The sequence below is a fragment of the Brenneria roseae subsp. roseae genome (assembly GCF_003115845.1).
GTDB classification, from domain to species: domain Bacteria; phylum Pseudomonadota; class Gammaproteobacteria; order Enterobacterales; family Enterobacteriaceae; genus Brenneria; species Brenneria roseae.
This window is the reverse complement of sequence record NZ_KZ819036.1, coordinates 1-12,318: the sequence shown is the minus strand read 5'-3', so window position 1 is coordinate 12,318 and position 12,318 is coordinate 1. Positions and strand designations below refer to the sequence as shown.

Genomic DNA, 12,318 nt, shown 5'->3' with positions numbered 1-12,318 from the left:
ACCGGCTCGCAACCGGGAGCAACTATGACAACGACTGATTCATTTGCTCCAACCGTTCCTGAGCATCGAGCCAGGCCATCTCCGTTTCTTCCAGATCCGTTTTGATTTTGGTTTGCTGTTGCAGACAATCGGTCAACTCTGTTTTGCGGCTGATATCATAAAGTTCGCTGTCCGCCAGCTGTGCCTCGATCGCACTTAAAGCGTCGCCCAGTTTTTCCATTTGCTGTTCAAGCCTGACGATCTGCTTACGCAGCGGCTGCGTTTGCGTCCTCAGCTCTGCTTCTCGCCGTTTTTGTTCTTTTCTGGCTTGTGCGCTGTTGGCTGTATTCTCTTTCGGCGTTTCGTCTGCGGCATTATTCTGACGTTGCAGGCCGCCCAGCCATTGCTGATAGTCTTCCAGATCGCCATCGAAAGGCTCGACTTTACGGTCATGGACCAGATAAAGATCGTCCGTCGTCGATCGGATCAGGTGTCGATCGTGCGATACCACAACGAGCGCGCCCTCGAAATCGATCAACGCTTCGGTCAGTGCCTGACGCATATCCAGATCGAGGTGGTTGGTCGGCTCATCCAGCAGCAACAGGTTTGGACGCTGCCAGACGATGAGCGCCAGTACCAGCCGGGCTTTCTCACCCCCGGAAAACCGTTCGGTGATTTCCGTGACTTTATCGCCCTGAAAACCGAAACCGCCGAGGTAATCACGCAGCTGCTGTTCGGTTTCCCGTTCCGCTAAACGCACCAAATGCTGTAATGGCGATTCATCGGCGCGTAAAAACTCCAACTGATGCTGGGCGAAATATCCCAGTTTTACCCCTTTAGCCAGGCCGATTTCACCGTGTATCGGGGCAAGCGTTCCCGCCAGCAGTTTGATCAGCGTGGACTTGCCCGCCCCGTTATGACCGAGTAGTCCAATACGCGATCCAGGTACCAGATTCAGTTTGATTGACTCAAGAATCAGTTTATCACCGTAGCCGGCGCTGACTTTTTCCATGCGCAGCAGCGGGGTTGGTAACGATTCCGGCGGGCGGAAACTGAAACGGAAAGGGTTATCCACATGGGCCGGGGCAATCAACTCCATCCGCTCCAGCATTTTTATCCGGCTTTGCGCCTGTTTGGCTTTGGTTGCTTTGGCGCGGAAACGGTCAATATAGTGTTGCAAATGCGCCACTCTTTCCTGCTGGTGCTCATACAGCGATTGCTGTTGCGCCAGCCGGGTTGCCCGTTGGCGTTCAAAAGAGGAGTAGTTGCCCGTGTATTCGTTCAGCGTTTGCTGCTCGATATGCAGGATTTTATTGACGACGGGATCGAGGAAATCACGGTCGTGAGAAATCAGCACCAGCGTACCCGAATAACTTTTCAGCCATTTCTCCAGCCAGATGACGGCATCGAGATCGAGGTGGTTGGTTGGTTCATCCAGCAGCAGCAAGTCCGAGCGGCAAAGTAACGCCTGTGCCAGGTTGAGGCGCATGCGCCAGCCGCCGGAAAACGCGCTGACGGGCTGCTGTAGTTGTTCCTGAGAAAAGCCGAGTCCATGCAGCAAACTTGAGGCTCTGGCCTGGATGGTCCATGCCTGAATGGCGTCCAGTTTACCGTGCAGTGTTGCAATGGCGTGCCCGTTGTTCTCTTCGTTGGCGGTGTGCAGTTCGGCTTCCAACTGACGAAATTCGCGATCGCCATCAATGACGTAGTCCAGCGCCGGGACATCCAGCGCCGGGGTTTCCTGATTCACCCATGCCAGCGCCCAATTCTGAGGGAACGTGGCACTGCCGCCGTCGGCGCTGATTTCACCTTTCAGTAATGATAGTAGCGTAGACTTGCCGCAGCCGTTTTTACCGACCAAACCGACTTTCTGACCTGGATTAATCGTGGCTGTCGCGTTATCCAATAAAACGCGCACGCCACGTCGAATTTGCAGCGAAGAGAAAACAATCATAAAGCGCCATATGTTCAGAGTATGTTAAATTATGGACATGATAGCAGGACTCACGGCGTCCTGTTTGTAGTCGTTGCGCTGCATGGTAACGGAAAACGCTTACCATGACGACGCCTTGGAGGGGAATGATGTTGCAGCCACCGAAGATTTTGCTGCTGTATGCCCATCCGGAATCACAGGACTCGGTAGCCAACCGGGTTTTACTGCAACCGGCACAGCAGTTGGATAATGTAACGGTGCACGATCTGTACGCGCACTATCCTGATTTTTTTATCGATATTCACCATGAACAACGGCTGCTGCGTGAGCATGACGTCATTGTTTTTCAACACCCGCTTTATACCTATAGTTGCCCAGCCTTGCTGAAGGAATGGCTTGATCGGGTTTTGTCGCGCGGTTTTGCCAATGGTATCGGCGGCAATGCGCTGGAAGGAAAATACTGGCGTTCGGTGATTACCACGGGAGAGCCTGAGTATGCCTATCGGGCTGAAGGTAATAACCGTTTCCCTATCGGGGATCTGCTGCATCCTTTTGAGCTGACGGCGGGAATGTGCCGTATGCACTGGATGCAACCGATGATTGTTTACTGGGCGCGTCGTCTGCAACCTGATGTTTTGGCAAGTTACGCCCGGGCTTATGGTGAATGGCTGGCATCCCCTCTCGATAAAAAGGAACGATAATTATGGAGAGTTCTGCGCTACTGACCGCCGGGGTGCTGTTTTTATTTGTGGCGGTGGTAGCCGTACCTATTGCGGCACGATTGGGGATCGGTGCGGTATTGGGATATTTGATCGCCGGAATCGCCATTGGCCCCTGGGGACTGGGTTTTATCCGGGATGTCGAGGCGATCCTGCATTTCTCTGAACTGGGTGTGGTTTTCCTGATGTTTATCATCGGCCTGGAGCTAAATCCGACCAAGCTGTGGACGCTGCGGCGTTCCATTTTCGGCGTGGGGGCGGCGCAGGTCGGGCTGAGTACGGTGATATTGGGGGGCGCGCTTTACCTGACGGATTTCTCCTGGCAGTCGGCCTTGATCGGCGGTGTCGGCCTTGCCATGTCATCTACGGCGATGGCGCTGCAACTGATGCGTGAAAAAGGCATGAACCGCAGCGAATCAGGCCAGCTTGGTTTCTCTGTGCTGCTGTTTCAGGATTTGGCGGTGATTCCCGCTCTGGCGCTGATCCCGATTTTGGCCGGGGTTCAGGGCGAAGTGGATGACTGGAACCATATAGGGCTTAAGGTCGCAGCCTTTGTGGGGATGTTGATTGGCGGCCGCTATCTGGTACGCCCGTTGTTCCGCTTCATTGCGGCGTCCGGCGTGCGTGAAGTTTTTACCGCCGCCGCGCTGTTGCTGGTGTTGGGTTCTGCGCTCTTTATGGAAACGCTGGGTTTTTCCATGGCGCTCGGTACTTTTATTGCGGGCGTATTACTGGCGGAAAGTGAGTATCGTCATGAGCTGGAAATCGCCATTGAACCGTTTAAGGGGCTGTTGCTGGGACTGTTTTTTATCTCTGTCGGGATGGCGTTGAATCTGGGGATTCTCTATACCCATATCATCAAGGTGCTGGTTGCAGTATTGGTTTTGGTCGCGGTCAAAGGTACGGTGCTCTACGTCCTGGCGCGGCTCAACCGGATGCGTCGTTCGGAGCGTTTGCAGTTTGCCGGTGTTTTGAGCCAGGGCGGAGAGTTCGCGTTTGTCCTGTTTTCGGCCGCTTCGACGTATAACGTCCTGAAAGGCGAACAACTGCCGCTGCTGTTGGTGACGGTGACGATATCCATGATGACGACGCCGCTATTAATGCAGGCGATTGACCGTATTCTGGCGCGTCGTTATAACCTACAGGACGTCTCCGACGAGAAGCCCTACGTTGCAGACGATGAGCCGCAGGTCATTGTCGTGGGATTTGGCCGCTTCGGACAGGTTATCGGCCGCTTGTTGATGGCAAACAAAATGCGGATTACGGTATTAGAGCGCGATATCAGCGCCGTGAGCCTGATGAGAAGCTATGGTTATAAAGTGTACTATGGCGATGCGACGGAGCTGGAGTTATTGCGGGCGGCAGGGGCGGCGAAAGCGCAGTCGATTGTCATTACCTGTAATGCGCCGGAAGATACCATGGAGATTGTACGTCTGTGCCAACAGCATTTTCCTCATCTGGAAATCTTGGCCAGGGCGCGCGGGCGCGTTGAGGCGCATGAGCTTTTGCAGGCCGGCGTCAGGCATTTCTCGCGTGAAACGTTTTCCAGTGCGCTGGAATTGGGCCGCAAGGCGCTGATGTCGTTAGGGATGCATCCTCATCAGGCATTTCGCGCCCAGCAGCATTTCCGGCGTCTGGATATGCGTATGCTGCGTGAACTCATGCCGCAGTTGCAAAGCGATGTTGCCCAGATATCCCGCGTCAAAGAGGCGCGTCGCGAGCTGGAAGATATTTTCCAGCGGGAAATGCAGCGTGAACGGCGTCGGCCCGACGATTGGGATGAGGTGGAATAGCGGAATGCAGGAACAATAGGTCATGAACAATGCGTAAACGGTTTATCGCGGGGGCCGTCTGTCCCCAATGTCAGGCGCTGGATACGCTGGCCGTAGGGCGTGAAGACGAAACAGAAATTGTAACTTGCGTAAAATGTGGTTACCACCAAAGTCAACGGGATACACCGCCAGCTGCGCCGGAACGACCGGCTCAGGAAATCATCGGCATTTTTCATCCTGATTGATGGCGGGTTGGCTACCGTAAGCGGTGTTAAAAGTCGTTCCCGACGATTTTTGATTCCGGACGGTACAGGGGGATTTTTTTCAGCTACAATTTGCGCCAGTTTGATTTCCAACGGTAGGAGATATCATGAAAGTAGCAAAAGATCTGGTGGTCAGTCTGGCCTATCAGGTACGTACAGAAGATGGTGTATTGGTTGATGAGTCTCCGGTGAGTGCGCCGTTGGACTATCTGCATGGTCATGGTTCGCTGATTTCCGGCCTGGAAAACGCCTTGGAAGGTCGTGGTGTGGGTGAGCGTTTCGATGTGAACATTGGTTCCAACGATGCTTACGGCAACTATGACGAAAACCTGGTTCAACGCGTTCCTAAAGATGTCTTCATGGGCGTGGATGAGCTTCAGGTCGGTATGCGTTTCCTGGCTGAAACCGACCAGGGTCCGGTTCCGGTTGAAATCACGGAAGTAGAAGACGACCACGTCGTGGTTGATGGCAACCATATGTTGGCAGGCCAGAATCTGAGCTTCAATGTTGAAGTTATCGCGATCCGCGAAGCAACTGAAGAAGAACTGGCTCATGGACATGTCCACGGCGAGCACGATCATGAGCACGGTGACGGCTGCTGTGGCGGTCATGGCCACGATCACGATCATGACCATGAACACGGTAAAGGCGGCTGTGGCGGACATGGCGGGTGCGGCTGCCACTAATCCGTTTAGAACGACGGCCGACAGAAATCGTTTTGCGGATAAAGATTGGTTTTGCCCGCAAAGCGAAGGATGTATAGATAACCTCAGAGCAGCGGCTATTGCTCTGAGGTTTTTTTATGGCTGACGATTTTTGTATTGATGCGCTGAGCGGTCTGAAATCAGTAATGCGGCGGCGGTGTTTCTTCCGATTGTGATGCGATTAACGACGTTTGCTGAGTCCGCAATCTCTCCGTTAACAGGCGCATCTGCTCACGTAACCGACTAATTTCTCGCTCGTGCTGAACGATGGTTTGATTCAGCTCCTCTATCGTCAGTTCCTGAAAGGCCTGACGGCTTTCCAACAGTTCGAGCCGTTCTTCAAGTAAAAACGGTGACATGGCTATTCCTCTTACTTTCTCTTCTCTTAGAGTTTGTCAGAAAGCGGAAACTTCTGGTAGTAAAAACGGTCGGAATAGGGAGCAATAGACTATCTGAGGATTTGGGTCGGCCCTGTAAGTGGGATTTGTTCTTCAGGTCAACATAGCGCAGCGATGTTTTACGGCGGACTATCCTGCCCGTCGCCCTTCGGGCCGCCATCCGCGGCGTTAAAAAACGTTCCAGACGTTTTTTTATCAAAGGTTTGTCGCGCGTGTCGTTGTGTTGTCTTCATTCGCACAGTTATAGTAGGCGCGAATTTATTTTTAATGATGGCTGGAGCGCGTTGCTCCAGATGCTGGAGAAATGGATGAAATCACTGTTTAAAGTAACGCTGTTAGCAACGACGATGGCTCTGACGCTGAACGCCGGTCAGGCTCTGGCGGCAGAGACGGCACAGGCGTCTGATTCGGCGACGACGGCCAAATTCAAGAATGATGAACAGGCCGCTGCTTACGCGTTAGGTGCATCTTTGGGGCGTTACATGGACAATTCCCTGAAGGAGCAGGAAAAGCTGGGTATCAAACTGGATAAAGATCAACTGATTGCCGGTGTTCAGGATGCGTTTGCCGATAAGAGCAAACTGAATGATGAAGAAATCGAGAAAACGCTGCAAAGTTTTGAAGGCCGGGTAAAAGCGGCGGCAGAAGCCAAAATGAAGCAGGATGCGAAGGATAACGCGGATAAAGGCACGAAGTATCGTGATACTTTCGCCAAAGAGAAAGGCGTGAAGAAAACCGAATCCGGTCTGCTTTATCAGGTTGAGAAAGAAGGCAGCGGTAGCGCGCCAAAAGATAGCGATACCGTGGTGGTGAACTACAAAGGTACGCTGGTGGACAACAGTGAATTTGATAACTCCTACAAACGTGGTGAGCCACTTTCTTTCCGTCTGGATGGTGTCATCCCAGGCTGGACTGAAGGCCTGAAACACGTGAAGAAAGGCGGGAAAATCAAGCTGGTTATTCCACCAGAACTGGCTTACGGTGAAACCGGTGTGCCCGGCATTCCTGCCAACTCTACACTGGTGTTTGACGTTGAACTGCTGGATATCAAATCTGAAGCTGACGTGAAAGCAGCGGATGATGCTAAAGCAGAAAAACCTGCTGATGAAAAAAGCGCGCAATAATTCATTGATTGAATGACGCCGCCGTATCAACCGCAGGTTATATGCCTGCGGTTTTTTTATCTGTTCAATAAAGATGCGTGGGTTCAACGTCTGGAAACGACGCCGTTAAATTCGGGGACGAGAGAGTGGACATTTGCTAGACTATGTCCCCTGTCAATACAATAAATAGATGACGTTGAGGGTGGTGTCTGCCATGTCTAATTCGCTTGTATCCAGCGAATCTTATGACCTTGATTTGCTGGATGAACGTCCGTTTAGCCAGACGGATTATGAGATCCTGAAATCGTATGAAGCGGTGGTCGATGGTCTGGCCATGCTAATCGGTGAGCATTGCGAGATTGTTCTGCACTCGCTCGAAGATCTGAAATGCTCTGCGGTGCGGATTGCGAACGGTGAACATACTGGCAGGAAAATCGGCTCGCCCATCACCGACCTTGCATTGCGTATGTTGCATGATATGGCCGGAGAGGACAGCAGTGTATCCAAGGCTTATTTCACCCGCGCTAAAAGCGGCGTGCTGATGAAATCAGTCACGATTGCCATTCGCAACCGCGATCAGCGAGTGATTGGATTACTCTGTATCAATATGAATCTGGATGTGCCTTTTTCTCAGATTGTTCAAACGTTCATTCCACCCGAAATGCACGAGGTGGCTTCGTCGGTCAATTTTGCCTCATCGGTTGACGATCTCGTGGCTCAAACATTGGAATTCTCCATTGAAGAAGTGAATGCCGATCGCAACGTTTCCAACAATGCCAAAAATCGCCAGATCGTGCTGAACCTGTATGAGAAAGGCATTTTTGACATTAAAGATGCCATTAACCAGGTCGCCGAGCGTCTGAATATTTCCAAACACACGGTGTATCTCTATATTCGCCAGTTTAAAAGCGGCGATTTCAGCGGACACGATCGCGGATGCTGAGTTTGAGTTATTGTCTGTTGGTGACCGGGCCCGCTTACGGAACACAGCAGGCGAGCAGCGCTTTTCAGTTCGCGCAAGCAGTATTGACGGAAGGTCATCGGTTGGAAAGCGTGTTTTTCTACCGTGAAGGTGTGCTGAATGCCAATCAACTGACGTCACCGGCAAGCGATGAATTTGATCTTGTTCGCGCCTGGCGACGTTTGGGGCAGGAACATAACGTGGCCCTGAACGTATGTATTGCTGCCGCGTTGCGGCGTGGTGTCACCGATCGGCAGCAGGCTGAACAGCTCAAGCTGGGTAGCGCCAACCTGCAAGCCGGCTTTACGCTGAGCGGCTTGGGAACGTTGGCTCAGTCCGTACTGGTATGCGATCGGGTCATACAGTTTTAATGTGTCCTTAAGGCTGCGTCATGAAACGTATTGCTTTTGTTTTCAGTCATTCACCTCACGGCAGCGCCTCCGGCCGTGAAGGGTTGGATGCGCTTTTAGCGATGTCCGCGCTCACCGAAGACATTGGCGTATTTTTTATCGGTGATGGTGTGTTGCAACTTTTGCCAGCACAGCAGCCTGAAAAGATTCTAATGCGCAACTATATCGCGACCTTTGGTGTGCTGCCTCTTTACGACATTGAACATTGCTACGCGTGCGAAACATCAATACGGCAGCGTGGTATCGATATGGCTACGGATTGGGTTCTGGATATCAAATTGCTTGCCCCCGAAGCATTACACGACAAGCTGGCCGATTATCATTCGGTTCTCTCCTTTTAGCGACAGGCGTCCTTATTTATGTTGCACACGCTTTCACATTCCCCCTATCACAGTGACATGGATACACTTCTGCGCTGTCTGAAGTCTGGAGATGTGTTGGTCTTAATGCAGGACGGGGTGATTGCTGCACTGGCCGAAACGGATATAGAGAAACGTCTCTATGAATCGGCTATCCCTTTGTATGTTATTCAGAATGATGCCGAAGCCAGGGGTATTACTGCACGAATTTCACGCAGTGCCGTATTAATTGGCTATAATCAGTTTGTTCAGTTGACGGTTCAACATCCGCAACAGCTGGCCTGGTAGCGCTGATTTTTTGTATATTTCTTGACTCCTTCCACTGCCAGCCCTAAAATTCTGCGTCCTCATACTTTGCCCTGCGCAAGTATGCGACGATTTATTACGTGTTTACGAAGCAAAAACCAGGAGCTTTTTGAATGGCAACAATTAACCAGCTGGTACGCAAACCGCGCTCCCTGAAGGTTGCTAAAAGCAACGTTCCGGCGCTGGAAGCCTGCCCGCAGAAACGTGGCGTATGTACCCGTGTATATACCACCACCCCGAAAAAACCGAACTCCGCACTGCGTAAAGTATGCCGTGTTCGCTTAACCAACGGTTTTGAAGTTACCTCCTACATTGGTGGTGAAGGTCATAACCTACAGGAACACTCCGTGATCCTGATCCGTGGCGGTCGTGTTAAAGACCTGCCAGGTGTGCGTTACCACACCGTTCGTGGCGCGCTGGACTGCTCAGGTGTTAAAGACCGCAAGCAAGCCCGTTCCAAGTACGGCGTGAAGAAGCCAAAGGCTTAATGGTTCTCCGTTAAGTAAGGCCAAACGTTTTAACTTAAATGTCAAACTAAACTCGTAGAGTTTTGGACAATCCTGAATTAACAACGGAGTATTCCCATGCCACGTCGTCGCGTCATTGGTCAACGTAAAATTCTGCCGGATCCGAAGTTCGGATCAGAACTGTTGGCTAAATTTGTAAACATCCTGATGGTAGATGGTAAAAAATCTACTGCAGAAGCAATTGTCTATACCGCGCTGGAGACCCTGGCTCAGCGTTCTGGTAAAGATCATCTGGAAGCTTTTGAAGTCGCTCTGGATAACGTGCGTCCGACTGTCGAAGTTAAGTCGCGCCGCGTTGGTGGTTCTACTTATCAGGTACCAGTTGAAGTCCGTCCGGTTCGTCGTAATGCTCTGGCAATGCGTTGGATCGTTGAAGCTGCTCGTAAACGCGGTGATAAATCCATGGCTCTGCGCCTGGCGAACGAACTTTCTGATGCAGCAGAAAACAAAGGTACTGCTGTCAAGAAACGTGAAGACGTTCACCGTATGGCTGAAGCCAACAAGGCGTTCGCTCACTACCGTTGGTAATCCCTTCGCTGTAGTTATGCTAACCAGGCGGGCGCTTCAAAAAGCCAACCCGCTTGGGTTAACGAAATTGAACGCCCTAGGATATAGAGGAAACAAATGGCTCGTACAACACCCATTGCACGCTACCGTAATATCGGTATCAGTGCACACATCGACGCCGGTAAAACCACCACCACAGAACGTATTCTGTTCTACACAGGTGTAAACCACAAAATCGGTGAAGTTCATGACGGCGCGGCTACCATGGACTGGATGGAGCAGGAGCAGGAGCGTGGTATCACTATCACCTCGGCTGCGACTACCGCTTTCTGGTCTGGTATGGCTAAGCAGTTTGAACCACACCGCGTTAACATCATCGACACCCCGGGACACGTTGACTTCACGATTGAAGTAGAACGTTCCATGCGTGTACTCGACGGTGCAGTAATGGTTTACTGTGCGGTTGGTGGTGTTCAACCTCAGTCTGAAACCGTGTGGCGTCAGGCTAACAAATATAAAGTTCCGCGTATTGCGTTCGTTAACAAAATGGACCGTATGGGTGCGAACTTCCTGAAAGTGGTCGGTCAGATCAAATCCCGTCTGGGCGCGAACCCTGTTCCGCTGCAACTGGCGATTGGTGCTGAAGAAGGCTTCACCGGTGTTGTTGACCTGGTGAAAATGAAAGCCATCAACTGGAACGATGCCGACCAGGGCGTTACCTTCACTTATGAAGATATTCCTGCTGACATGCAGGATCTGGCTGACGAATGGCACCAGAACCTGATCGAATCCGCAGCGGAAGCGTCTGAAGATCTGATGGAGAAATACCTGGGTGGCGAAGAACTGACTGAAGAAGAGATCAAAAAAGCTCTGCGTCAGCGCGTTCTGAACAACGAAATCATCCTGATAACCTGTGGTTCTGCATTTAAGAACAAGGGTGTTCAGGCGATGTTGGATGCGGTAATCGATTACCTGCCATCCCCGGTTGACGTGCCTGCGATCAACGGTATTTTGGATGACGGCAAAGATACGCCGGCTGAGCGTCACGCTAACGATGACGAACCGTTTTCAGCATTGGCGTTCAAAATCGCTACCGATCCGTTTGTGGGTAACTTAACGTTCTTCCGTGTGTACTCTGGTGTGGTTAACTCCGGTGATACCGTTCTGAACCCAGTAAAATCAGCACGCGAACGTTTTGGTCGTATCGTTCAGATGCACGCTAACAAGCGTGAAGAGATCAAAGAAGTTCGTGCAGGCGATATCGCTGCTGCTATCGGTCTGAAAGATGTAACGACGGGTGACACGCTGTGTGATCCAGACAATGTCATCATTTTGGAACGTATGGAATTCCCTGAACCGGTAATCTCCATCGCAGTAGAACCGAAAACCAAAGCTGACCAGGAAAAAATGGGTCTGGCTCTGGGCCGTCTGGCTAAAGAGGACCCGTCTTTCCGCGTATGGACTGACGAAGAATCTAACCAGACCATCATCGCCGGTATGGGTGAACTGCACCTCGACATCATCGTTGACCGTATGAAGCGCGAGTTCAACGTTGAAGCGAACGTGGGTAAACCGCAGGTTGCTTATCGTGAAGCAATTCGCGCAAAAGTTACCGATATCGAAGGTAAACACGCTAAGCAGTCTGGTGGTCGTGGTCAGTATGGTCATGTTGTTATCGACATGTACCCACTGGAGCCGGGCTCAAATCCGAAAGGCTACGAGTTCATCAACGACATCAAGGGTGGTGTAATTCCTGGCGAATACATCCCTGCCGTTGATAAAGGCATCCAGGAACAGCTGAAAGCGGGCCCGCTGGCGGGTTACCCGGTGGTTGATCTCGGCGTGCGTCTGCATTTCGGTTCTTACCACGACGTTGACTCCTCTGAGCTAGCGTTTAAACTGGCCGCTTCTATCGCCTTTAAAGATGGCTTCAAGAAAGCAAAACCCGTTCTGCTTGAGCCGATCATGAAGGTTGAAGTTGAAACGCCGGAAGAGAATACGGGCGACGTTATCGGTGACCTTAGCCGCCGTCGTGGTATGCTGCGCGGTCAGGAGTCCAACGTTACTGGCGTTGTGATTCACGCTGAAGTTCCGCTGTCTGAAATGTTCGGATACGCAACTCAACTGCGTTCTCTGACCAAAGGTCGTGCTTCTTACTCTATGGAGTTCCTGAAGTACGATGATGCGCCTAACAACGTTGCTCAGGCCGTAATTGAAGCCCGTGGCAAATAAGCCTCAGGGTTAAAATAAAATCCCGTGCTCTCTCCATAGGGAGAGAGCATTAGAGTAAGGAATATCGCCGTGTCTAAAGAAAAATTTGAACGTACAAAACCCCACGTTAACGTCGGTACTATCGGCCACGTTGACCATGGTAAAA

15 protein-coding genes are annotated in these 12,318 nt (G+C 51.5%); 13 read left to right on the top strand and 2 right to left on the bottom strand.

The window, feature by feature from the left end:
- Positions 1-22 precede the first annotated feature (22 nt).
- Positions 23-1,933: an ABC transporter ATP-binding protein gene (locus DDT52_RS17450; protein WP_136157482.1), complete on the bottom strand. Its 1,911-nt coding sequence runs from the start codon at positions 1,931-1,933 to the stop codon at positions 23-25.
- A 128-nt stretch (positions 1,934-2,061) separates the two neighbouring features.
- Here DDT52_RS17450 and kefG point away from each other — a divergent pair, with 128 nt between their 5' ends.
- The 4 genes from kefG to slyD all read left to right on the top strand — a co-directional run bounded on the left by kefG (position 2,062) and on the right by slyD (position 5,352).
- Positions 2,062-2,613 (top strand): glutathione-regulated potassium-efflux system ancillary protein KefG, encoded by a 552-nt coding sequence (kefG, locus tag DDT52_RS17445; RefSeq protein WP_168709803.1) that lies wholly within the window; start codon positions 2,062-2,064, stop codon positions 2,611-2,613.
- Between the two features lie 2 nt (positions 2,614-2,615).
- Positions 2,616-4,424, top strand: a complete 1,809-nt coding sequence (gene kefB, locus DDT52_RS17440) for a glutathione-regulated potassium-efflux system protein KefB (RefSeq protein ID WP_136157481.1) — start codon at positions 2,616-2,618, stop codon at positions 4,422-4,424.
- 29 nt (positions 4,425-4,453) lie between these two features.
- Positions 4,454-4,648 carry a YheV family putative zinc ribbon protein gene (locus tag DDT52_RS17435; RefSeq protein ID WP_136157480.1) on the top strand — a complete coding sequence of 65 codons (195 nt, stop codon included), beginning with the start codon at positions 4,454-4,456 and terminating at the stop codon, positions 4,646-4,648.
- Positions 4,649-4,773: 125 nt separating this feature from the next.
- Positions 4,774-5,352: a peptidylprolyl isomerase gene (slyD, locus tag DDT52_RS17430; RefSeq protein ID WP_109054700.1), complete on the top strand. Its 579-nt coding sequence runs from the start codon at positions 4,774-4,776 to the stop codon at positions 5,350-5,352.
- A gap of 158 nt (positions 5,353-5,510) precedes the next feature.
- Here slyD and DDT52_RS17425 read toward each other — a convergent pair whose 3' ends face one another.
- Positions 5,511-5,729, bottom strand: a complete 219-nt coding sequence (locus DDT52_RS17425; RefSeq protein ID WP_109054699.1) for a SlyX family protein — start codon at positions 5,727-5,729, stop codon at positions 5,511-5,513.
- Between the two features lie 347 nt (positions 5,730-6,076).
- Here DDT52_RS17425 and fkpA point away from each other — a divergent pair, with 347 nt between their 5' ends.
- From fkpA to DDT52_RS21290, 9 genes are all read left to right on the top strand, one after another.
- Positions 6,077-6,892, top strand: coding sequence for an FKBP-type peptidyl-prolyl cis-trans isomerase (fkpA, locus tag DDT52_RS17420; RefSeq protein WP_136157479.1), 816 nt, complete (start codon positions 6,077-6,079; stop codon positions 6,890-6,892).
- A gap of 193 nt (positions 6,893-7,085) precedes the next feature.
- A complete protein-coding gene (locus DDT52_RS17415) occupies positions 7,086-7,814 on the top strand; it encodes a helix-turn-helix transcriptional regulator (protein WP_168709801.1) in 729 nt (242 codons plus the stop codon).
- On the top strand, positions 7,808-8,203 hold the full coding sequence (gene tusD, locus DDT52_RS17410; protein ID WP_136157478.1) for a sulfurtransferase complex subunit TusD: 396 nt from the start codon (positions 7,808-7,810) through the stop codon (positions 8,201-8,203). The genes DDT52_RS17415 and tusD overlap by 7 nt, the downstream gene beginning before the upstream one ends.
- 20 nt (positions 8,204-8,223) lie before the next feature.
- Positions 8,224-8,583: a sulfurtransferase complex subunit TusC gene (gene tusC, locus DDT52_RS17405; RefSeq protein ID WP_136157477.1), complete on the top strand. Its 360-nt coding sequence runs from the start codon at positions 8,224-8,226 to the stop codon at positions 8,581-8,583.
- Positions 8,584-8,601: 18 nt separating this feature from the next.
- Positions 8,602-8,889 carry a sulfurtransferase complex subunit TusB gene (gene tusB, locus DDT52_RS17400; protein WP_136157476.1) on the top strand — a complete coding sequence of 96 codons (288 nt, stop codon included), beginning with the start codon at positions 8,602-8,604 and terminating at the stop codon, positions 8,887-8,889.
- A gap of 131 nt (positions 8,890-9,020) precedes the next feature.
- Entirely contained in the window at positions 9,021-9,395 is a 375-nt protein-coding gene (rpsL, locus tag DDT52_RS17395; RefSeq protein WP_109054693.1) for a 30S ribosomal protein S12, read from the top strand.
- 96 nt (positions 9,396-9,491) lie between these two features.
- Positions 9,492-9,962 (top strand): 30S ribosomal protein S7, encoded by a 471-nt coding sequence (gene rpsG, locus DDT52_RS17390; protein ID WP_009111198.1) that lies wholly within the window; start codon positions 9,492-9,494, stop codon positions 9,960-9,962.
- Positions 9,963-10,058: 96 nt separating this feature from the next.
- Entirely contained in the window at positions 10,059-12,173 is a 2,115-nt protein-coding gene (fusA, locus tag DDT52_RS17385; protein WP_136157475.1) for an elongation factor G, read from the top strand.
- Positions 12,174-12,242: 69 nt separating this feature from the next.
- A partial coding sequence (locus DDT52_RS21290) for a hypothetical protein (RefSeq protein WP_010436276.1) occupies positions 12,243-12,318 on the top strand: 76 nt, incomplete at its 3' end.

Coding starts and splice junctions, on each gene's coding strand:
- DDT52_RS17435 (WP_136157480.1), top strand. CDS start 4,454: ATGCGTAAACGGTTTATCGCGGGGGCCGTCTGTCCCCAATGTCAGGCG.
- rpsL (WP_109054693.1), top strand. CDS start 9,021: ATGGCAACAATTAACCAGCTGGTACGCAAACCGCGCTCCCTGAAGGTT.
- fusA (WP_136157475.1), top strand. CDS start 10,059: ATGGCTCGTACAACACCCATTGCACGCTACCGTAATATCGGTATCAGT.
- kefB (WP_136157481.1), top strand. CDS start 2,616: ATGGAGAGTTCTGCGCTACTGACCGCCGGGGTGCTGTTTTTATTTGTG.
- tusB (WP_136157476.1), top strand. CDS start 8,602: ATGTTGCACACGCTTTCACATTCCCCCTATCACAGTGACATGGATACA.
- slyD (WP_109054700.1), top strand. CDS start 4,774: ATGAAAGTAGCAAAAGATCTGGTGGTCAGTCTGGCCTATCAGGTACGT.
- tusC (WP_136157477.1), top strand. CDS start 8,224: ATGAAACGTATTGCTTTTGTTTTCAGTCATTCACCTCACGGCAGCGCC.
- fkpA (WP_136157479.1), top strand. CDS start 6,077: ATGAAATCACTGTTTAAAGTAACGCTGTTAGCAACGACGATGGCTCTG.
- DDT52_RS17415 (WP_168709801.1), top strand. CDS start 7,086: ATGTCTAATTCGCTTGTATCCAGCGAATCTTATGACCTTGATTTGCTG.
- kefG (WP_168709803.1), top strand. CDS start 2,062: ATGTTGCAGCCACCGAAGATTTTGCTGCTGTATGCCCATCCGGAATCA.
- DDT52_RS17450 (WP_136157482.1), bottom strand. CDS start 1,933: ATGATTGTTTTCTCTTCGCTGCAAATTCGACGTGGCGTGCGCGTTTTA.
- tusD (WP_136157478.1), top strand. CDS start 7,808: ATGCTGAGTTTGAGTTATTGTCTGTTGGTGACCGGGCCCGCTTACGGA.
- rpsG (WP_009111198.1), top strand. CDS start 9,492: ATGCCACGTCGTCGCGTCATTGGTCAACGTAAAATTCTGCCGGATCCG.
- DDT52_RS17425 (WP_109054699.1), bottom strand. CDS start 5,729: ATGTCACCGTTTTTACTTGAAGAACGGCTCGAACTGTTGGAAAGCCGT.